Genomic DNA, 19968 nt, shown 5'->3' with positions numbered 1-19968 from the left:
GAGTCGGCATGTTATCGCCCCGCTACTGGACCTTTTTGCTCATTGTTTTGGCTGCGATTGCTTATTCTATGTATCAAAAAATGGACGCAGAAGACTTGATCACCAGCCCATCAGACCCGAACGAGTATCGCTACCTACAGCTAAAAAACGGCATGCAAGTACTGCTGGTATCGACAGCAGATGCTGACAAAGCCGCTGCTGCAGTATCCGTTGATGTCGGCAGTGGGGACGACCCTAAAGACCGCCAAGGCCTAGCACACTTTCTTGAGCATATGTTGTTTTTGGGCACCGACCCTTACCCAGATGCCGATGAGTACCAAGCCTTTATCAGCCGCAACGGTGGCAGCCATAACGCCTACACCGCCCATGCGCAAACCACCTACTTTTTCGAGCTCGATAACAGCGCCATGGAAGATGCGCTGGATCGCTTTGCGCCGTTTTTTATCTCACCCCGTTTTGACGAACAATACGTCGAGCGCGAGAAAAATGCCGTGCACGCCGAGTTTAAAGCCAAGTTAAAAGACGATTTCCGGCGTATTTTTTCGGCGGAAAAACTGGCGATGAACCCAGAGCATCCGTATGCCAAATTCTCGACCGGCAACCTCGATACACTGGCCGATCGTCCTGATAGCGATATTCGCGATGAGTTAATCGAGTTTTACCGCAACCACTACAGCGCCGATCGCATGACTTTGGTACTGGCCGGTCACTACTCACTTGACCAGCTACAGCAGTGGGCCGTTGATAAGTTCAGTGCCGTACCCAAGCACGACGTAGCACCGCGCGCGCAGCGTCCCCCTTTGTTTATTGCCGAGCAACTGCCGCTGGACATGAACATTGAGCCGGTTAAAGAGCTGCGTCGTCTGCAATTCACCTTTCCGATGCCAGAAGCGACGTCACTGTATGAGTTCAAACCCATACAAGTGCTGTCGAATTTGATTGGCCACGAAGGTGAAGGCAGCTTGCTGGCGTATCTGAAAGAGAAAGGCTGGGCCGAAGGCTTAAGCGCTGGCCAACGCATCAGTACCGAGTTCGAGTCGACCCTGATGGTGCAGATTCAACTCACTCGGTTGGGCCTAGCCCACACCGAAGAAATTACCGCCGCCCTGCAACACTACATAGAACTCATGAAACAACAGCCATTGCCGGACTATTTGCTACAAGAGCAGCACCAACTGGGTGAAATGGCATTTCGTTTCCAAGAGCAAAGCCGGCTGTCAGACTATGTCGTGCAACTGAGCAGTAACCTGCTGCGCTATCCACCCGCAGACAGCATTTATGGTAGCTACCGCTGGGATGTCATCAGCCAGCAACAGCTGCAGCCCTTTTTGGATGCCCTCAATACCGACAGTATGCTGCGTACATTGATTGCACCTGGCGTTGAAACCGACATGGTCGACCCTTTGTACGGTACGCCAATACGCATTCGCCCCAGCGACTTTGGTAAGCAGCCGGTGGCAAAGCAAGACTTAAGCGGCCTGCATTTACCCGAGCCCAACCCTTTTATTGCTGAAAACCTCAGCCCTACCGCGGAGCAATCCTTCGAGGTCCCCGCACAAATATATGCATCGCCGCAGCGTGAGGTTTGGTTTTATCCAGAGCAAGACTTCAAACAGCCAAAAGCACGCATTTATTGGCAACTGGAACTGGCTAATGCGCGCCAGTCCGAGCACGACCGATTATTGGCTTCTCTGTATGCGCGCAGCGTTAGCGAAGCACTCAACACCTACAGCTACCCAGCGCAGCTGGCTGGCTTAAGCTACAACCTCAGTGCCAATGACCAAGGGCTACGCCTCATCATCGGTGGCTACAGCGACAAACAGCCACTATTGCTGGAGCAGATACTGAAGACCATGACCACGCTGAGCGTCGACGAGCAAGCGTTTGAACGCTATAAAGCGTCACTGCAGCGCTCTTTGCAAAACCGCTTAAAGAATAAGCCCTACGAGCGCACATTAACCGAGCTCAAGCAATGGCTGTATCGTCCTTCGTTTAGCGAACAGCAATTATTGACTGCGTTGCCTGCTGTGACGGCCGACGATTTACGTGAGTTTGCTCAGCAGTTTCAGCAGCAAGTCTATAGCCGCTTACTGGTGCATGGCAGCATCAGCCAAGGTGAGGCGGAAAACATTGCCACCTTGATCGAGCAATACTTGCCAGCGAACCATGCCAGCATCGGCCTGCGCGATGTATTGCAATTACCGAACGGTCATTTTCAAGAAGCTCTGACCTTGGAACACCCAGACAAGGCCATTACCTTGTACGTGCAAGGCGATGATACCAGTGACCGCGCTCGTGCTCGCTATGCCTTATTAGGGCAAATTATGCGTGCACCCTATTACAACTACATGCGTACCGAGCAGCAGCTGGGCTACATCGTTGCCGCCACGCCCTTCCCACAGCAAACCGTGCCTGGGCTAGCGTTTATTGTGCAATCGCCACAAACGCTGCCACAGCAGCTGATTGATCACAGCAACTTATTCTTTGCTCAGTTCATCAATAAGCTAGAGCAGATGCCAAAGGAAGAGCTGCAAAACTACCAGCAAGGCCTGGTCACACAGTTACTGCAGCAACCGAAAAACATGGGTGAAAAAGCCAGTCGCCATTGGTCGGAGCTGGTACAAGGACGCAAAACCTTCGACACCAACAGCGCCATCGCCAAAGAAGTTGAAAAGGTCGAGCTGCAGGAGCTGATTGACCTGTACCAGCACCACTTCGGCACCGGCAGCCAAGCACCGCGCTTTGTGGTCACGCAAGGTGGCGGCGTTGACGGTTGGTCTGATATCAAAACCATTGAGCGCCAGCAACAGCCGGCGTTTTAATGACAGCCATAAAAAAGCGGAGCTGAGCTCCGCTTTTTTATGGCTAAAGGAACCTCCGAATGGTTCAGAAGCTTCTTAATTAAACAAAGACTTCAGTTTGTCTTCTGCTTTGCGTTTTAACTCATCGGTTTTTTCATCAACTTTTTTCTGTGCCTTTTCTTCAGCCCGGCGGCGCTGCTGCTCGACATAGTCATCCAGCTGCTGTTGCGCCAATTGCTGTAACTGTTCGCCCGTGGCGGCCAGCTGCTCATCCTGCAGATTGAAAAAATCGATATCGCCGGCCAGACCATCGGTATAGCCACTGATTTTTTGATTTAAATGGCGGTTAAAACGTTGCTGCAGTTCAGCTTGTTGCTGGCGCAAGCGCTCGCCCACGGCTTGCTGCAGCCGACGATCCAAATCTGAGCCCAGTTCTAACTCAGGGTCCGCCAGCGTGCCGGCAACGGCGGCATCCAAATTAAACTGATCGATTTGAGCCAACACCGCGAGCATTTCTTTGCCGGCGCGATTGTCAGCCTCGCCCTGGAACTGTGCCTGATTAAACTGCGCATCCAGCTGCGCGGTTAACCGACCGTCAGCCACCACCGCCAAGCCATCGGCGTCAATGACGGCACTGGCCAAATCCAATTGTGAATGCAGCTGCCAATCGCTTAACTGCCAGCCACGCACAGTTAACGTCAATGTATCGCGCCCAGGTGTGCGGCGATGGTCCAGCACCAGATCCGCAGTGACCGAAGCCACCTGCGGCAGTCCTTCGGTGGTCAAGGTCAAACGTGCAGGCTGAGGCATTAACGCAGGCTCGGGAGTTAAATCAGAGCCTGACAGTAACAGGCGTCCTTGTGGCAACTGCGCCGTCAATGATAACTGGCGCACCAAAAACTCAGGCCAGGGGTCGGCCGTAGGAAAGTGCACAGTCTGGCCACTGATGCGCACCGGCTCTGGTGCCGCCGCAGCGCTGTCTTCCGCCGCTGTGCGGTTTTTCGCCAACTCTGCGCCTTGCTGCAAATAAGGCTGTAAGCGCTGATACCAGTACAGCGCCTCGCTGCCCCATTGCCCCACTTCATCGCCCCACAGTAAACGACTCAGATTCACCGCACCTTGACCATCTAGGGAGTATTGCTGTTTCAACATGGCCAGATCCTGCGCCGGTGCCGCACGCAACTGCTGCAAACGGGCCGTCAATTCATCACGGCTATCACGAATTAAATCACGCACCGCCACCACCGCCTCGCGGTCACGACGGAGCTGTTGCTTTAACTCATCCAGTTGGGCTTTTTTACGCTGAAAATCCTCCAGCGATTCAATCTTGCCATTAATTAACGCGTTGACCTGTTGCTCGTACTGCTGCAGCTGCTGTTCATCCGGTAATTGGGCAATGCGCTGCTCGACTTCCGGTTTACGTTGTTCAACCAACTGGCGCAGCTCACGACCGGCTTTATCCGTTGCCAATGACTGCCGCTCCAGCACTTGCTCAAGCGACGGCACCGAGGCACTGAACTGGTTGGTAACGGCGTCTTCATCTGCCGCGGCCTCCGCAACCGCATTATCACTGCTCTGACGCTCAGGTAAGGCACCAGAAACGCTGCGCTCCGTATCAAAAGCCACCTCGGTAAGGGCCAGATCCTCAATAATAATATGGCCAGCTAACAGTGGTAGCAGTTCTAGTTGTGCCCGTGCCTGGCCAATTTCGACGGCATTTTCCATCGGATGACGACGGTCGGTGACGGCAATGCCTTTAATCTCCAATCCCAGTGGGTTGATGCTGACAGTGACCGAATCAACTTCGACCAGCGCCCCGTTGATTTTGGTTCCCAAGGTCTCAATGCTTTTTTCTACGGCAGGCCCAGCCAGAAGCAAGACAACGGCTGCGATTAAAGCAACGACGGCTGCCACCGCGAGCAAGCCCCACCAACGAATCCATTTTGTCATCTGTTACTCCACCGCAGCCTGATACCACTGATAAAACTTACTGGCTTTCAGCGCCTGCACAATTTTTAATTTTTGAATCCAGCGCAGCAGCCGTGCCCGATATTGCACCACCAACAGGCGCACCAGCATTGAAACCGGCAAAAAAGCCAGCAGGGCGATCACACTGCCGCCCAGCATCAAGGTGTTATTAAACTGCAGTACGCGCCAAAAACCGTGCTGATACAGCGCCGTCCACGTGTCTTGCAGCGAGGTCATTTGCAACAACGACGCCCCTAAGCGCTGAGAAATCGGGTCAATGGCGAGGGCCAGTAAAGAAAAGCCGGCTAAAGCGGCAAAAAAAGCGCTCAAATTCACACGTAGCATGAGCACCAAGGTAAACAGCAACAGGTTGTTGACCGTCCACATGGGCGTCAGTGCCATCCACAATGCAAAGGCAACGGCCAGTGCAATTTGACCGGGAGCCGACTCGGAATTTAACGCTTTCAGCAGTTGTGCCAATAGGTTAAGCATGGGTAATCTGTCCTAATTAAAAGGCCGTTGCCACCATAGTACAGAAGCCTGGCGGGCGGAAGCCTTGCCCGAGCCCCTTGGCTCAGCCCCTTGCTTAGGCCAGGGCAGGCAGCAGTGATTTATAACAATGACAATAACATCAGCACATGACTCAATCGCATGTCGCCACTCTCACTAGGAGCCTCACATGATTCGTACCACCCTTGCTGCACTCATCTGGCTATGTGCCGTTCAGGCCAGTGCCATCGAAGTTGAAGGTTTTGAAATCGCCCCGCAAATACCAGCCCACGACGAGCTGCCGGCAATGCAATTGCAGGGCATTGCGGTGCGCCATGTTTACGGTTTTGTGGAAACCTATGTTGGCGCCTTGTATTTGCAGCAGCCCCTGACCAACGCTGCCGACATATTGGCCACTGACCAGGCGCGTCGCATGATGTTTCATGTGTTGTCGTCGCGGGTCAGCGCACGGCGTTTTACCAACGCCATCGAAGAGGGCTTGGCCTTAAATCTCAGCGAAGCACAAAACGTGCAGCTGAAAGACCGAGTGCAGAAACTAGTAGCCTTGTTTGATCATAAGTTTAACCGAGGCACCATTGGCTACATTGAATGGCTACCCACCAGCCAGCAAACTCGCATTGTCATTAATGGCGAGGTAAAAGGCACGGTGCCCGGCAAGGATTTAAACGATGCCTTGCTGTCTATTTGGATTGGTGAAAAACCTGTCAGCGACTCGTTTCGTGATGCGATTTTAGACAGCAGCTTGGCCGGCTTTTAACAGCGCGCACGTATGCGCTCGCGCAACTGGCGCAAGCGCTCACGTCGTTCACGCGATTGCTGCAAATTACCGTCGGTTTTATTCAATGACATACGCCGTGCACGCAACTTAGCGGTGCGACATTGGCCATCGTCCCATTGTGGTTTAGCTGGGCTACTGCGGCGCTTTTTGCTCGGGCGCTTTTTTAACGCAGGTAGCGACTCAGGCACCCTAGGCTGATAAAAGTTGGTGTCGTTCACCTCAACTTTTTTGGCCGTTTGTTGGCTCGGTGGCTGGTCGCTAAAACGCACCCGGCCATTGTCATCGACCCAGCGATAAATCTCAGCTCCAGCCAGCAGCGGCCACAGCATTAACAACATCCCTGTCCATTTCATAGCGCCCTCCGTGACTATTCGCTTTGTAGGTGTTTCACCAATAATTGCAATTGGCGTCGTCCACGCCACTCGTTAACGTCGAGGGTGAAAGCCACTTGCACCGGCCCTTCTGCAGGCACACTGTCGGCCTCATAGTTAAACCAGATCGCGTCTACGGCAATGTCGGAGCCAGCTGGACACAGCACCATTTTCAAATGTTTTTCACCCACAATGCGCTGTTGCAGCAAGGTAAAAACGCCGTCGAATACCGGCTCAGGAAAGGCCTGCCCCCACGGCATGCCCCAGCGCAACTGCTGCGCCAGTTCGAGACTGAAATCGGCACTGCTGAGTTGGCCATCGGATTCAATCATGCGCTGCAGTGCTTCGGCACTGAGGTGCTCAGCACACAGCTGCTCAAACGCCGCTCGAAACTGCGGCAATCCATCGGCATGAATGCTCATCCCCGCCGCCATCGCATGGCCGCCAAATTTAATTAATATACCGGGCCAGCGCTTATCGAGTTGATCCAGCACATCGCGCATGTGTAACCCCGGCAGCGAGCGAGCAGAACCTTTTAACACGCCGTCGACGTCTTCAGCGAAGGCAACCACGGGGCGATGAGTGCGCTCTTTAATGCGCGAGGCCAAAATACCAATCACGCCTTGATGCCAGTCGGCCTGATACAAACACAAGCCGGCGGGCAACTCACTGTGCTCCACCTCAAAGTGCTGCAAGTACTGCTCAGCCTCGCGTTGCATACCCTGCTCGATGTCGCGGCGACTGCGATTCATTTCATCCAGCTGCTGCGCTAGCTCACGCGCTGTGGCGGGGTCATCGGTGAGCAAGCACTCAATCCCCAAGGCGATGTCATCCAACCGGCCAGCGGCATTGATGCGCGGCCCCAGCACAAAGCCTAAATCGGATGAGGCCAGCCGCTGCGGCTCACGCCCAGCAACGGCCAGCAATGCCGCCATGCCCGGCTGCACATGGCCACGGCGAATACGGCGCAACCCTTGCTCCACCAAGATGCGGTTATTACGATCCAAAGGCACCACATCGGCGACGGTGGCCAGGGCGACTAAATCCAGCCATTGCGCTAGGTTCACGTCGGCAGGCCAGCCTTGTTGCTGCAGCCGTTGGCGCAGGGCCATCAACACATAAAACACCACGGCGCAACCGCAGGCCGCTTTGCTGGCGAACTCACATCCGGGCTGATTGGGGTTCACAATGGCATCCGCCGCCGGCAGTTGCTCGCCAGGCAAATGATGGTCGGTCACCACCACAATCATGCCGGCCGCTTTGGCGGCAGCGACACCTTCGACAGCGGCAATGCCATTATCGACGGTTAAAATCACATCTGGCGCATATTGCCGAGCAATATCCACCAGCTCGGGCGATAAGCCATAGCCGTGCTCAAAGCGATTGGGAACTAGGTATTCTACCTGGGTCGCGCCCAGTGCTCGCAAAGCACGCAGTGCCAGCGCGGTACTGGTGGCGCCATCGACGTCAAAGTCGCCCACCACCAACAGCCGCTGCTGTTGAGTGACCACGGGCAGCAGGCAATCCACGGCCTGCTCAATGCCTTTCATGGACGCAGGGGGCAGCAACTGCGCCAGACGGTTCTCTAGCTCATCTGACTGGCGCACGCCACGGGCGGCCAGCACTCGGGCAAATACTGGGTGCAACCCAGGCAGTGGCTCGGCGCACACAGAGCGCTGAACAATTTGCATGCAGACTCCAATTATTCGGGGGGCCTGACACGTAGGAAGCGGGCAAAACGCGGCAAGCCGTTGGCTGTTTCGCCATTGTATTCAAAAGTGATGCGACTCCCCAGTGGCGGTGGGTCGCGGCGCTCATCTTCGCTAAAGCCGGTGCCAATGCGAAAACGCCGGCCGTCGTCGGTTTCCACTAATAAGGCCCCCAGCATTCCGCTGAACTTGCCATTACCGGGCAAATGGCCGACCACTCGTGCCTCATCATCTTGGTCGATTTTTAACTTGAGCATGGCATCAGAGCGGCTGGCTTCATAGCGTGCATCGGCACGGCGTAACATCAGCCCTTCACCGCCCTCCGCGACCACCTGTTTGAGCCATTGCTGCAGCTCTGCATCGCTGTTAACACGCCGGTGCGAGACCACCTGCAACCACGAACTGCGGGCTTGGGCAACCCAAGTTTTTAACACCCATAACCGCTGCTCGAAACCGGCATCAACGTCTGGCATATCAAATAGCATAAAGCGCACTTCCTGCCATGCCTCGTCGTCGGGATGATGACGGCGCACCAAGCCACTGACTTCCGCGAAGCGGCCACGGCCCAGCCATAGCTCGCCATCGAGTGGCTGGGGCGGCAACGGCGCGGTAAACCAATGAGGAGTGTGAATGCGGTGACCACCGCGAGTGAGAAGTTGGCGCCCATCCCAATAAGCGCGTACACCGTCGAGCTTTTCGCTGACCAAATACTGCTGCAACGCCGTCACCGGCTGATAAAGACGTGCCAGCATCACCGGCGGAGCGTCCTTGCTTGCCGCCCACAAAGGCGAGCTGATGCCGCATAAAGCGAGTGTTAGCAGCACAATAAGCATAAGGTCCATAAGCTGTCCTCCTTGACCTGCTGACCTCTTTACTCAAACAATGGAGCGCCAGTGTCGCCACTGACGCCGACTCGATTTCAGCCATAGGAATGAAACACCACTATGCCTTACTACTTGCTCGGTTTGGGCAGCAATATTAATCCTCGCCACAACTTGCAACAGGCGCAGCCCAAGCTAGCCGCTCTAGGCCAAGTCATTGACCAATCCGATATCGTTGAAACGCCTGCCGAAGGCAGCAGCTTCAGTGGTAGCTTTTGCAACCAACTGGTGATATTGCGCTGCGCGCTGCCGCCGACCATGGTGAAACACCGCTTGCAACGCATCGAAGTGGCCATGGGCCGAGAGCCGAAAAGCCCCAGCCGCAAAACCAAAGACCGCACCATTGACCTCGATATTCTTGGCCAAGCCAATAGCCTTGAAGCCTGTCGTCAGCTGCCTTTAGAAGACAGCTATTATCGGCAGGTGCAAGACTACTGGTCTGAGAAGGTTTGATCGTAGCGATTAGCCACAAAGCGGCCGCCATCAACACGCATCACGGTGCCGGTAATGGCGGCGTTACTAATTAAAAAATCAGCGCTGTCGACCACTGCTTGATAGCCCAGTTCATGTTTTATTAATGATTGCGACAGCACTTTTTGGCGATAGGCTTCATCGTGTTCCGGCAAAAACTGAATCGGCCCAGGCTGAATGACGTTCACTCGTACTTGGCCTGATAACCGCTGTGCCATGCTCAACGACCAATTTTGCAATGCCGCCTTCGAGGCGCAGTACACCGCAAAGCGCTGATTAGGAATGTCAGCATAAATATCACTGATGGTGACCGCGGCAGCTCCGGCTGCCCATTCGACCTGCTGGAAAATCAACTCCGGTGCTAGCACATGAACATGAAAGTGGCGGTTAAAGTGAGCAATACCATCCTCAGCTGCTCCATCGGGCGTAAAGCAGCTGGCGTTATGAATCATGGCATCCAGTGGCCCACACTCAGCCACTTGTTGCGCCAAGGCTTGTACCGCTTGAGGGTCGGATAAATCCGCCTGTAATTGCACCAGATTCGGCTGCGGCGCAAGCTCGCTGTGCGTGTTGTAGTGAGCCACTACTTGCCAGCCCTGCTGCAGCCAGTGTTGCGCCAATTGCTTGCCCATGCGCCGACCGGCGCCGGTAATAAAAATGCGTTTGCTCATTGTTGCCTCTTACTCAATACATAACTCCGGAAACACCCGGCACTGTAAAGCAAACAGTCAGAAAGCAACAAATGGCCAGAGTTCAACCGACGCGTGCATCTTCGTAATTGTGCACCAAGCTCAACCTAGGCCGCTGATGCTGGACCAGTTGATCGCACACAAACCAGCGATAAGGCCGTGTACGCGTATCGCATGCTAGGCCAAAGATTCCTGCTTCGTGCAGCTTTTTCATATCACGCTGTATGGTGCGGGCACTGACGTCGTAGCCCAGTTCAAACAATTTTTGCTCCAAGGTGACTGTATTGATGCGGTGTGGCTCTACTGGCACCAGTGACAATAGCGTCACTAAACGCACCGCTGTACTCAGCTCGCCCGGCAACGACTCTCCCTGCTTCTGTTGCAACATAAACCGCCCTCGCTTTTAACCATAAAACCGAGATCATAGAGTAAACATGCCGCTCAAAGAGCCAGAAGTAACACGCGGTTAGATAACCTCCACATAGGGCCTGACGATCAAGTCGATAGATCTAATTCAGTACAACTATCACAAAACGCCATCTATGCTGTGTTCACACCTCAAATACAAGGAGCGAGACATGTCCCATTCCAGCAGCGGCAAATGCCCCGTGATGCACGGCGCCCTCACCCACAGTGGCCAGACCAATATGGACTGGTGGCCCAACGCTTTAAACCTCGACATCCTGCACCAGCACGATCGCAAGACCAATCCCATGGGTGACGACTTCGACTACGCCCAAGCCTTTGCTGAGCTGGATTTAGAGGCCTTAAAAGCTGACTTAAAAGCACTGATGACCGACAGCCAAGACTGGTGGCCTGCCGACTGGGGCCACTACGGCGGTTTAATGATTCGTATGGCTTGGCACGCCGCCGGCTCCTATCGCGTTGCCGATGGCCGTGGCGGTGCCAATACCGGCAACCAACGCTTTGCTCCACTCAATAGCTGGCCCGACAACACCAACCTCGACAAAGCTAGGCGCCTGCTGTGGCCCATTAAAAAGAAATACGGCGATGCCATCTCATGGGCCGATTTAATCATTCTGGCGGGCAACATGGCGTATGAGTCCATGGGGTTGAAAACCTTCGGTTTCGGCGGTGGGCGGGAAGACATTTGGCACCCAGAAAAAGATGTTTATTGGGGCTCAGAAAAAGAATGGCTGGCCAGCAGCGACCAACCCGAAAGCCGCTATTCTGGCGACCGCGACTTGGAGAACCCACTGGCAGCCGTCATGATGGGGCTGATCTACGTCAACCCAGAAGGTGTCGACGGCCAGCCTGATCCACTCAAAACCGCTCATGACGTGCGTGAAACCTTTGCTCGCATGGCGATGAATGACGAAGAAACCGTCGCCCTCACTGCCGGCGGCCATACCGTTGGTAAGTGCCATGGCAATGGCGATGCCAGCCAACTGGGCCCAGACCCAGAAGCCGCCGATGTGTATGAACAAGGCTTAGGCTGGAACAACCACAAACAGCGCGGTGTTGGCAGCGATACCGTCACCAGCGGTATTGAGGGCGCTTGGACTACACACCCGACCCGGTGGGATAACGGCTACTTTCATTTGTTGCTCAACTACGACTGGGAGCTGCAAAAAAGTCCAGCCGGCGCCTGGCAATGGGAGCCAATCAACATCAAGACAGAGGACATGCCCGTTGACGCCGAAGACGGTAAAACGCGTCGCAACCCCATCATGACCGATGCCGATATGGCCATGAAAATGGACCCAGAATATCGCAAAATCTCCGAGCGTTTTTACAACGACCCAGACTACTTTGCCGATGTATTTGCTCGCGCTTGGTTTAAGCTCACCCACCGTGACCTTGGCCCCAAGACTCGTTATTTAGGCACCGATGTTCCCGCTGAAGATTTAATCTGGCAAGACCCAGTACCGAGCGTTGATTATTGTTTGTCGGATGCCGACATTGCCGACTTGAAGCAGCGCATTCTCGCCACCGGCCTCAGCGTCGGCGACTTAGTTGCCACCGCTTGGGACAGTGCGCGCACCTTCCGCCAGTCCGACTACCGCGGTGGCGCCAACGGCGCACGTATTCGCCTAGCGCCGCAAAAAGACTGGCTGGGCAACGAGCCAGAGCGCCTGCAAAAAGTGCTGACGGCCCTAGGCTCCGTACAAGCACAACTGAGCACCCAAGTCAGCATGGCCGACCTGATCGTGCTGGGTGGCTGTGCGGCCGTAGAAAAAGCCGCACGCGACGCAGGCGTACATGTGACCGTGCCCTTTTATGCCGGACGCGGCGACGCTACCGATGCAGATACCGACGCCGACTCCTTCGCCGTGCTAGAGCCGCTGCACGATGCTTACCGTAACTGGCTAAAAGAAGACTACGCCGTGCAGCCTGAGGAGTTAATGCTTGATCGCACGCAATTAATGGGCTTAACCGCGCCGGAAATGACCGTGCTGATTGGTGGCATGCGCGTATTAGGCAGCAATCATGGCGGCAGCGCCCACGGTGTGTTTACCGATCGTGTCGGCGTGTTGAGCAATGATTTCTTCGTTAATCTGACCGACATGGCCTACCGCTGGCAGCCTAGCGGCAAAAATGAGTACGCCTTGGTAGAGCGCAGCACAGGCGCCACACGCTGGACCGCCACTCGAGTCGACTTAGTGTTTGGCTCCAACTCTGTTTTGCGGGCTTATGCCGAAGTGTATGCCCAAGACAATAACCGCGAAAAATTCGTGCATGACTTTATCCGTGCCTGGAATAAAGTCATGAATGCCGATCGCTTTGACTTGAACAACCTTCAGCACACCTAGCGTCAAGGGGCCGGAAGCGCCGGCCCCTGCACTCGCCCCCTGTACTAGCCAATGCTGTGCTTGTACGACAAGCCCTGCCATACCCGACAACCATAATATACATGAGGTTATTTGCGCTAGGCTCACGTTTTGACTCATTTCCTCACCAGCCCAAGCGGCGCCGAGGTCACCTGTGCACAGCAACGTCTTTCGCCTCATCATTGTTAACAACACTCGCTACAGCTGGCGCTGCCAGCCTAGCAACTTCTGTCACAACGACCGCTGCTTGCGCGTACCGGAGCCCACTGATGGCATGATTGCCCTCCAAGACAATGTCCTCCTGCCACCTGGCAGCCGCAGCCATTTGATTGCCGGTACTCAGTCACATGAACTGTGCATTGCCGCTAACTCAGCCAAGCATCAGCCGCAGGATATTTATTTTGACTTCCTTATGGAAAATTCACTAAATCCCCAGGCACATATACAACTCCCCGCCAACACACCACGCCGTGTCGACGATATTCGCGTCACTTTTAGTGGCCAACAAAATCAACACTACCAATTTCTGGTGGACAGCCAGATTACCTTCAACAACAGCACCAACGCATTAGTCGTGATCATCACCATTTTTGGCCATCTGATCGAGCGCTATTAGCCTGACGCCCTGCCGCCTAAGGGTCCTGCACTCGGGACATAGCCAAAAGCTCTGCTATTGGCTCAGGATACTAGCGCCAGCGTGATGGGTAAGATGCTTGAGGGAGGACGCAGGATTTTTCGACCCCCAAACAGGTCGCGCTATAAAAAGCGATATAAAAAATGGCATCGCTCGGGCGATAGCGACATTTAACAAAAAGCCGCGCGCAGCTCGGCACGCCTGTTACAGCTCTTTTGCTTGCTGCACTGCCCTACCTAATCGTGCGGCATCCAACGCTGCTATGACCCAGAGCACGATTAATACCCAAGTAGCGGTGTTGGCGCTACTGCCATCCACAGCCGCCATGGATTGCTGTACCAACTCGGTTATTTGCGCGATATCCAACGGTAGATCAGCAACGGTAATATTGGCCATCACTTTCTTGGTGACAGAAACGACGGTGGTCAATATGTAAAATAAACACACCGTCGAAGCCCCGAACAGCATTACGCCAGCCAGCGGCTTTTTCAGATAAAAATGCCCCATGCCTGGGAAAACCAAGGTAGATAGCAAAACTGCTTTAGTGGATTCTTTTACTTTCGCCATTGTTTTCCCCTTTACTCAGTGCAAGCATTTAGCCAGATATCTCTGGTTCAAGCCGTCAACATTATCTATCCGCAGGATGATTTACACCATCATTGGTCGCTATATCACCCAGCTTAAGCGGGTTAATGCTTTCTAAGCACGCGACGTTAAAGCCGTACTGACTTGGGTTTGAGCGGCGTTGGTGGTGGGTATAAATGCCACAATTCTGACAAAAATAGTGCTTAGCCGTCAGGGTGTTAAACTGGTACAGCTTTAGCTGATCTTCGCCTTTCATAATGGTAATGCCAGATAACGGCATAGAGGCAGTAATGGCCCCACAGCGGCGACACAAAGAGCAGTCACAACGACGCAGCTCTTCTAAACCATTCGGTAAATCAAACACGATTTAAACACTGCCGCAATGACAGCCGGCCTTATGTTAGTCAGCGACCCTTACACCATCAACTTCACGAGTTCCAATCGTTTTTCTCCTGCTTATCCAATGTCAGTTTTTGCCACTCGCTGGCATTCAACTCATAGTATTTTAACGTGTCTGGCCCGACGACCACATCGGCCTGATAGGTAAAGCCATTTTTCAGCATAACCTTGCCAGAGGCCGGATTATGGGGCAAATGTTGAGCGTACAGTTGCGCTAATTTTAGTTCGGCAAAGCCGTAATCTATCATTAACGCCGCCGCTGCGCTGCAGATGCCCCGCCCCCAGTACGGCACGCCGACCCAGTAGCCAAGATTGCCACGACTTTGCTTCATCTGGGTAATGCTGATCGCACCTACCAGCTCGCCCGAATCCGCCAATGTAATCGCCAGCACTACAGCTTCACGCCGGTCAAACCAGCCGGGGAATCAGAGAACAAGACAGCCACGCTAAGATAAGAATGGCGGTTTCTTGCTGAACTTAATCACTGGCCGCCTTGAACACCGTCTATCAATGAGTCAAAAAGTGATTTAGCTACCGAGAGAGAGTTTCAGACAAAGATAACCCATGCTTGTTGAACAAACAGGTTTTTGATGCAGAGATTTTACTGACTTCTGTTAAGTCAGAAGCTGCTGGCAAGCTCCGATGCCAGCCGTTCGATGTTGTTTGCTATCTTGGAAAAAGCAGCTCAGTTTGGCCTTTAGCTGCTGAGCACTGCCCACCAGGCCTTTAAACTGGCTTTCAAACTGCTGCGTCATCACCAGCCAGTGTTGTGGATCAATCCCCAGCCTGAGCAACGCGGGTGGTAAGCTTTGGTCGATATGACCGCGTTTATCGTCGCGTATTTGTCTGCCTGTCCAGTCCACCAAGTCGATGTAGTCGGTTAACTGCATTGGGATGCCTTCCGGCATTTTTTCACGAGGGTTACCAGCGAAGTTAAATAGCTCAGGGACTTGTTGGAACCGATGATTGGGTGAGTTGGCTTGCTGTGCTTTACGGCTACGTTTTTTGATCGAAGTATAATCAGACGTTTCTGGTGTTTTCGCCATGCCTGCTCTAATAGGGTTTAAATCCACGTAGGCCATGCAGGCAGCCAGTGCTTTTTCGTCGAGCAGCGCCTGAGATTTAAAACGACCTTCCCAGAAATGGCCAGTACATTCGTCCTCTTCGTTGGCCATGCGCGCAATTTTTTCATTCAAACGGCGCATAAACCAGCTAATGGAGGTTAAACGCTCGCGCCATTCGTTGGCGTACTTTTCAACTAATTGCTCTTCCACCGAGCTCAGTGCTTCTCCTAACAGATAGCGTTGAGTAAAAGCATTACCTTTGTACAGCCGGTGCCAGCGCTCAATCACTTCACGTACAGACCAGCTCGCAGCCTGGCCCTGCGCGACATGCAGCACCACATGAAAGTGATTCGACATCACTGCATAGGCTGCAATGTTTATGGCAAAGACTTGGGCTTGCTCCAGTAGCAATGACTCAATCCAGCCTCGGCGATGCTCAAAGCTGCGCCCTTCCTGATCAAAGCCGCATAAAAACGCACGCCGCACACAGCGTGAGACACAGTGATAATACGGCGTGGCCTCCAGAGAAACGAGTTCTTTGCGCGGTTTAGGCATGGCTGACTCCCAGTGAACAGGATCTGCTTACAGCCTAGCCAGTAGATTTAGGCGCAGCCATCAGGCAGTTTTCTTATCAAGACTGTCCTGATTATTACCCTTCCTGATCAAAGCCGCATAAAAACGCACGCCGCACACAGCGTGAGACACAGTGATAATACGGCGTGGCCTCCAGAGAAACGAGTTCTTTGCGCGGTTTAGGCATGGCTGACTCCCAGTGAACAGGATCTGCTTACAGCCTAGCCAGTAGATTTAGGCGCAGCCATCAGGCAGTTTTCTTATCAAGACCAGTTTTCTTATCTAGACTGTCCTAATTATTATCAGGCAGCTTTCTTATTGAGACTGTCCTGATTATTACTCGGCGAGTCACCTTACGTTTTTTGGCCTGGCCTTCGGCATCGGAGAAGCTGAGTTGTGACATATTCCTGCCCTTGCTAACTGGAAGATGGATTATCGCCTATTTTGTGGTGTTTTTCAGAGGTACCTTAGATTTATGCCTGCCGAATGCTAGATACAACATATCGTTTAACAACGCCTCTAGCTGTTAAAATTCGTTTTGCATCAATCAATATTTTCCCACCACCTTCAGATTCTTGAGCGTAGTGCATAGACCATGTGAGTAACTGCTTTTGAGTTGAACTAACATCTTCCTCTACTTTAAAAGAGACTGTTCTCTCAAGATCATCATCGTAAAATCGCCCATAACCTGACAGTATATTGTATCGCGTGATGTTCCCTTTGATATTTTCTGTTACTTCGGGCTCCGTGCGGAGGGAAACGCTTTTTAGCGTTTCAGCATCCAATCTAATCACTTCACCAACTCTTTGCCTATTTAACGCTATGACCATTTCAGGGTTTTGTTTGATAGGGCGATGAGCTTGCTCAAGAGGTACTTCAAGAACCTCCTCCATCTCACCTATAAATGGCTCTATACGTTCAGACAACTTCTTAACATGAGCAGTCTCTGGTTCATAGACTAAATCGAGAGTCTTTGACCATGTCCATTTTATTAAATCATAAAAAGCTGCAGCCGCAACGCTAGCACCAATAGATTCGGGGTTAGTGATAATAAAAGTGACAATTTGCTCGAAGCTGCCCTTTCGAGAAGGATTTATAAAGAGCTCGCCACCTTGAATGCTATGCCCTTTCCTTCGAATTTCTCCATCATTCAATAAAGCATGAGCTGTAATAGATAATGCTTTTGCAAAACCTTGGAACGACACCGCTGCATCGTACATATCCAAGCGCCCTTGTTCAGCATCCCCGTAATGATACTTGATTGCAAAGGTAATCTTAGTCAAGAGTCCCTCCCTGTCTTTTAAGTAAACCCAACAGTTTAATAGTGTGCACGCCTGTTTTTCCAGCTAGAACTATTCGCGCTCTTTCTGCCAAACCATTGATTTACACTGGATATCTTCTTTTCTCGCACATTTCTTCCTAGGAAAACGTGCTTGCCTGCTATCCGTGCCTCAAATTTCTGACGCGACAATGCCAACTCACTGACTTATCGGTCATTTAAGCTACCACCCTGAGAAAATACAGGCAAGCTGACTGAAAAACGTGCCTGCTCCTTGTCTCCTGCGGAAACATACTGGCTGTATAAGGCTCATCACCATCTTTGCTGATTGCTCGCTCTCGCGTCTAGGTTGACCGCGCCTTAGCAGGCCGCCTGAGTTGGCAATGGCTGTGCCCGCAGGGGCTGCCCGGATGGCAGCACCAGCCAACATCCTGCCGGGATGCAGGCTGTTGGCGTTGCGGCGACCACAGCATTGACAACGAAGGAAACGGCCTGCGCAGCGCAAAGCAGGGAGCTCGCCCGCCCGGCGTGAGGGATAAGATCCCTTAAGGAGGGCATAGGGTTTAGCGTTTAAAAAAATCTGCGCTGTTTTGCGGGGTCAGAGCTTCAGCTCTGACCCCAGCTACGAGAGCAAATGCCTAGCGACAACTATCTCGATGTGCGCTTTCAGTCGCTCGCCCGCCCAGCAAAAGGGATAACCTCAAGCAGTGCATAGAGCATCTAGACCGCGCTAAGCTTTCCCATCACCCGCCTCCACCGACAACTACCATACCTTTGGCTGAGACCCACATCGCCAAACAACTCAAGCGCCGCCGATTCACCCACGATATAGCGCGCTACGCGATATATCGCGCCCATATACCGTGCCACACTTCTGCTTGTAAATGCTCACTATCACCACCAAGCCCAGCCAGTCGGCCTCGGCATCGCTGGCACGCTTTATGTACTTAGGGCGGCGATACCGTGATTTAAATAATGAGGCTTGCCATGCCATCCAATTCCCGTGTGATTGCCACCGATGCTCCGCTACCGCATCGCGTGCGTTTGTTCGCCGGTCGCTTCCGTAACTGGCGTCGTGCTGTTAGTTGGCCATTACTGGCATTTTTCTTTTTGACTCCTTGGCTCAGCTGGAATGGCGAGCCGGCCGTATTTCTCGATATTAATCAAAAAGAGTTTCATATTTTTGGCTGGCTGTTGTGGCCAGAAGATTTATTGCTGTTAACGCCGGTGATGATCGGCAGTGCCTTTGCGCTGTTTTTTGTTTCTATGTACGCCGGGCGTTTGTGGTGTGGTTATAGCTGCCCGCAAACCGTGTGGACGTTTTTATTTATCTGGCTGGAAGAAAAAATCGAAGGCTCGCGCAACCAACGTCGCAAGTTAGATCAAGGCAAAGGCAGTGGCCTGCAAAAGCTGCGTCGCGGCGTTAAGTATGTGGTGTGGGCGGCTTTGGCCCTGGCCACGGCCATTACGGCGCTGAGCTATTTTTACCCGCTGGCACATTGGTGGGCCGACGTTAAACAAGGGGATTTTTCTGCCGTGGCGACAACGTGGGTGGTGATTATTGGCTCACTTACCTTTTTAAATGCCGGCTGGCTGCGTGAGCGCGTATGCACTCATATGTGCCCATACTCGCGCTTCCAGTCTGTGATGTTCGATACCCAAACCTACACCGTGCGCTACAACGCTGAGCGCGGCGAGCCACGCGGCAAAAAAGGCGCCAACGGCGAAGCCTTGGGCGATTGTGTTGATTGCGGCGTGTGTGTGCAGGTGTGCCCAACCAACATTGATATTCGCGACGGCTTGCAAATTGCCTGCATTGATTGTGCTGCCTGCGTCGATGCCTGCGACTCGATTATGGAAACCTTAAATCGCCCCACCGGTTTGATCGCTTATGAGCCAGAAGAGCAACTCACCGCTGCCCAGCGCTGGCGCTTGTGGGGCTATGGCGCCGCCGCCAGCGTGGCCTTTGTGCTGGCCATGAGCTTGCCGATGATGTCGCCTGATATTGATATCAGCAGCGAACGCGATCGCCAGCGCATGTACCAATTAACACCGTCGGATACGGTGGAAAACAACTACACCGTCAAAGTGCACAACCGCAAACAAGAAGCGGTGACCGTGGTGATCTTCGACGGCGAGCAAAGCCTGGGTGAAATGCACTTGCAACCGGGTGCGCGCGGCAGTGCCGATATTGCCATTGAACGCGACCTCGACTTTGCCGATGAGCAAGTCAGCATTCGCATTCAGCATGGCGATCAGCAAGCCGTCGAGCAGTTGAAGTTTATGAATCCGTATCGCCGTACCTTGGCTTCCAACTAAGTAGGCTGCCAATTAATCAGGCCTCCAACTAAACAGGCAGCCAACTAAGCAGGCTGTCGAGCATTTAACCCAGAGCCGTGCCACTGGCCGGCTCTCATATAACGGACTCCCCCTTTCCTCCTCGCGCGGTAACTCCTCCTGTTCC

17 protein-coding genes and 2 pseudogenes are annotated in these 19968 nt (G+C 53.2%); 6 read left to right on the top strand and 13 right to left on the bottom strand.

Features of this window, described 5'->3' with window-relative positions:
* Positions 1-8 precede the first annotated feature (8 nt).
* Positions 9-2822: an insulinase family protein gene (locus IE090_RS01045; RefSeq protein ID WP_189386486.1), complete on the top strand. Its 2814-nt coding sequence runs from the start codon at positions 9-11 to the stop codon at positions 2820-2822.
* Positions 2823-2897: 75 nt separating this feature from the next.
* On the opposite strand, the gene IE090_RS01040 is transcribed toward IE090_RS01045, so the two are convergent.
* Together IE090_RS01040 and IE090_RS01035 are read right to left on the bottom strand one after the other, a co-directional pair.
* Complete coding sequence (locus IE090_RS01040) at positions 2898-4751, bottom strand: TIGR03545 family protein (protein ID WP_189386485.1); 1854 nt, start codon at positions 4749-4751, stop codon at positions 2898-2900.
* A gap of 3 nt (positions 4752-4754) precedes the next feature.
* A complete protein-coding gene (locus IE090_RS01035; protein ID WP_189386484.1) occupies positions 4755-5261 on the bottom strand; it encodes a TIGR03546 family protein in 507 nt (168 codons plus the stop codon).
* Between the two features lie 187 nt (positions 5262-5448).
* Here IE090_RS01035 and IE090_RS01030 point away from each other — a divergent pair, with 187 nt between their 5' ends.
* Complete coding sequence (locus IE090_RS01030) at positions 5449-6036, top strand: chalcone isomerase family protein (RefSeq protein ID WP_189386483.1); 588 nt, start codon at positions 5449-5451, stop codon at positions 6034-6036.
* On the opposite strand, the gene IE090_RS01025 is transcribed toward IE090_RS01030, so the two are convergent.
* The 3 genes from IE090_RS01025 to IE090_RS01015 are packed head-to-tail and all read right to left on the bottom strand — an operon-like array spanning position 6033 to position 8979.
* A complete protein-coding gene (locus IE090_RS01025) occupies positions 6033-6410 on the bottom strand; it encodes a DUF4124 domain-containing protein (RefSeq protein WP_189386482.1) in 378 nt (125 codons plus the stop codon). The genes IE090_RS01030 and IE090_RS01025 overlap by 4 nt on opposite strands.
* 14 nt (positions 6411-6424) lie before the next feature.
* Positions 6425-8119, bottom strand: a complete 1695-nt coding sequence (gene recJ / locus IE090_RS01020; protein ID WP_189386481.1) for a single-stranded-DNA-specific exonuclease RecJ — start codon at positions 8117-8119, stop codon at positions 6425-6427.
* Between the two features lie 11 nt (positions 8120-8130).
* Positions 8131-8979 (bottom strand): DNA ligase, encoded by an 849-nt coding sequence (locus IE090_RS01015; RefSeq protein WP_189386480.1) that lies wholly within the window; start codon positions 8977-8979, stop codon positions 8131-8133.
* A gap of 102 nt (positions 8980-9081) precedes the next feature.
* Between IE090_RS01015 and folK the strand changes: the two genes are divergently transcribed.
* Complete coding sequence (gene folK, locus IE090_RS01010) at positions 9082-9471, top strand: 2-amino-4-hydroxy-6-hydroxymethyldihydropteridine diphosphokinase (RefSeq protein ID WP_189386479.1); 390 nt, start codon at positions 9082-9084, stop codon at positions 9469-9471.
* Here folK and IE090_RS01005 read toward each other — a convergent pair.
* The gene (locus IE090_RS01005; protein ID WP_189386478.1) at positions 9450-10160 is read right to left on the bottom strand and encodes an SDR family oxidoreductase; all 711 of its coding nucleotides are present in this window, start codon (positions 10158-10160) and stop codon (positions 9450-9452) included. The two genes, folK and IE090_RS01005, sit on opposite strands and share 22 nt — an antisense overlap.
* A gap of 82 nt (positions 10161-10242) precedes the next feature.
* Positions 10243-10566 carry a hypothetical protein gene (locus tag IE090_RS01000; protein WP_189386477.1) on the bottom strand — a complete coding sequence of 108 codons (324 nt, stop codon included), beginning with the start codon at positions 10564-10566 and terminating at the stop codon, positions 10243-10245.
* Positions 10567-10756: 190 nt separating this feature from the next.
* On the opposite strand from IE090_RS01000, the gene katG reads away from it, so the two are divergent.
* Complete coding sequence (gene katG, locus IE090_RS00995; RefSeq protein ID WP_189386476.1) at positions 10757-12952, top strand: catalase/peroxidase HPI; 2196 nt, start codon at positions 10757-10759, stop codon at positions 12950-12952.
* A gap of 172 nt (positions 12953-13124) precedes the next feature.
* Positions 13125-13586 carry a hypothetical protein gene (locus tag IE090_RS00990; RefSeq protein WP_189386475.1) on the top strand — a complete coding sequence of 154 codons (462 nt, stop codon included), beginning with the start codon at positions 13125-13127 and terminating at the stop codon, positions 13584-13586.
* Between the two features lie 222 nt (positions 13587-13808).
* Here IE090_RS00990 and IE090_RS00985 read toward each other — a convergent pair whose 3' ends face one another.
* The 6 genes and pseudogenes from IE090_RS00985 to IE090_RS00960 form a co-directional block, all read right to left on the bottom strand.
* On the bottom strand, positions 13809-14171 hold the full coding sequence (locus IE090_RS00985; protein ID WP_189386474.1) for a hypothetical protein: 363 nt from the start codon (positions 14169-14171) through the stop codon (positions 13809-13811).
* A 61-nt stretch (positions 14172-14232) separates the two neighbouring features.
* Positions 14233-14553 (bottom strand): GFA family protein, encoded by a 321-nt coding sequence (locus IE090_RS00980; RefSeq protein WP_229815310.1) that lies wholly within the window; start codon positions 14551-14553, stop codon positions 14233-14235.
* Between the two features lie 64 nt (positions 14554-14617).
* Positions 14618-14983: pseudogene (locus IE090_RS00975) on the bottom strand (GNAT family N-acetyltransferase); the annotation flags it as partial.
* A 219-nt stretch (positions 14984-15202) separates the two neighbouring features.
* A complete protein-coding gene (locus IE090_RS00970) occupies positions 15203-16207 on the bottom strand; it encodes a transposase (protein WP_189386472.1) in 1005 nt (334 codons plus the stop codon).
* A 103-nt stretch (positions 16208-16310) separates the two neighbouring features.
* A pseudogene (locus IE090_RS00965) lies at positions 16311-16412 on the bottom strand (alpha-amylase family glycosyl hydrolase); the annotation flags it as partial.
* A gap of 286 nt (positions 16413-16698) precedes the next feature.
* Entirely contained in the window at positions 16699-17508 is an 810-nt protein-coding gene (locus IE090_RS00960; protein WP_189386471.1) for a DUF7947 five-stranded beta-barrel domain-containing protein, read from the bottom strand.
* A 983-nt stretch (positions 17509-18491) separates the two neighbouring features.
* Here IE090_RS00960 and ccoG point away from each other — a divergent pair.
* Positions 18492-19823, top strand: a complete 1332-nt coding sequence (gene ccoG / locus IE090_RS00955; RefSeq protein WP_189386470.1) for a cytochrome c oxidase accessory protein CcoG — start codon at positions 18492-18494, stop codon at positions 19821-19823.
* The last annotated feature ends 145 nt before the right edge of the window (positions 19824-19968 follow it).

It is taken from the genome of Bacterioplanes sanyensis (genome assembly GCF_014652515.1).
GTDB lineage: Bacteria > Pseudomonadota > Gammaproteobacteria > Pseudomonadales > Oceanobacteraceae > Bacterioplanes > Bacterioplanes sanyensis.
This window is presented reverse-complemented; position numbering and strand designations above follow the sequence as displayed.

What these genes read in the sequence shown, in the direction of transcription:
- IE090_RS01005 (WP_189386478.1), bottom strand. Translation starts at nt 10,160, where the DNA reads ATGAGCAAACGCATTTTTATTACCGGCGCCGGTCGGCGCATGGGCAAG.
- ccoG (WP_189386470.1), top strand. Translation starts at nt 18,492, where the DNA reads ATGCCATCCAATTCCCGTGTGATTGCCACCGATGCTCCGCTACCGCAT.
- IE090_RS01025 (WP_189386482.1), bottom strand. Translation starts at nt 6,410, where the DNA reads ATGAAATGGACAGGGATGTTGTTAATGCTGTGGCCGCTGCTGGCTGGA.
- IE090_RS00970 (WP_189386472.1), bottom strand. Translation starts at nt 16,207, where the DNA reads ATGCCTAAACCGCGCAAAGAACTCGTTTCTCTGGAGGCCACGCCGTAT.
- IE090_RS01040 (WP_189386485.1), bottom strand. Translation starts at nt 4,751, where the DNA reads ATGACAAAATGGATTCGTTGGTGGGGCTTGCTCGCGGTGGCAGCCGTC.
- IE090_RS01045 (WP_189386486.1), top strand. Translation starts at nt 9, where the DNA reads ATGTTATCGCCCCGCTACTGGACCTTTTTGCTCATTGTTTTGGCTGCG.
- recJ (WP_189386481.1), bottom strand. Translation starts at nt 8,119, where the DNA reads ATGCAAATTGTTCAGCGCTCTGTGTGCGCCGAGCCACTGCCTGGGTTG.
- katG (WP_189386476.1), top strand. Translation starts at nt 10,757, where the DNA reads ATGTCCCATTCCAGCAGCGGCAAATGCCCCGTGATGCACGGCGCCCTC.
- IE090_RS01000 (WP_189386477.1), bottom strand. Translation starts at nt 10,566, where the DNA reads ATGTTGCAACAGAAGCAGGGAGAGTCGTTGCCGGGCGAGCTGAGTACA.
- IE090_RS01015 (WP_189386480.1), bottom strand. Translation starts at nt 8,979, where the DNA reads ATGGACCTTATGCTTATTGTGCTGCTAACACTCGCTTTATGCGGCATC.
- IE090_RS00985 (WP_189386474.1), bottom strand. Translation starts at nt 14,171, where the DNA reads ATGGCGAAAGTAAAAGAATCCACTAAAGCAGTTTTGCTATCTACCTTG.
- IE090_RS01035 (WP_189386484.1), bottom strand. Translation starts at nt 5,261, where the DNA reads ATGCTTAACCTATTGGCACAACTGCTGAAAGCGTTAAATTCCGAGTCG.
- IE090_RS01030 (WP_189386483.1), top strand. Translation starts at nt 5,449, where the DNA reads ATGATTCGTACCACCCTTGCTGCACTCATCTGGCTATGTGCCGTTCAG.
- folK (WP_189386479.1), top strand. Translation starts at nt 9,082, where the DNA reads ATGCCTTACTACTTGCTCGGTTTGGGCAGCAATATTAATCCTCGCCAC.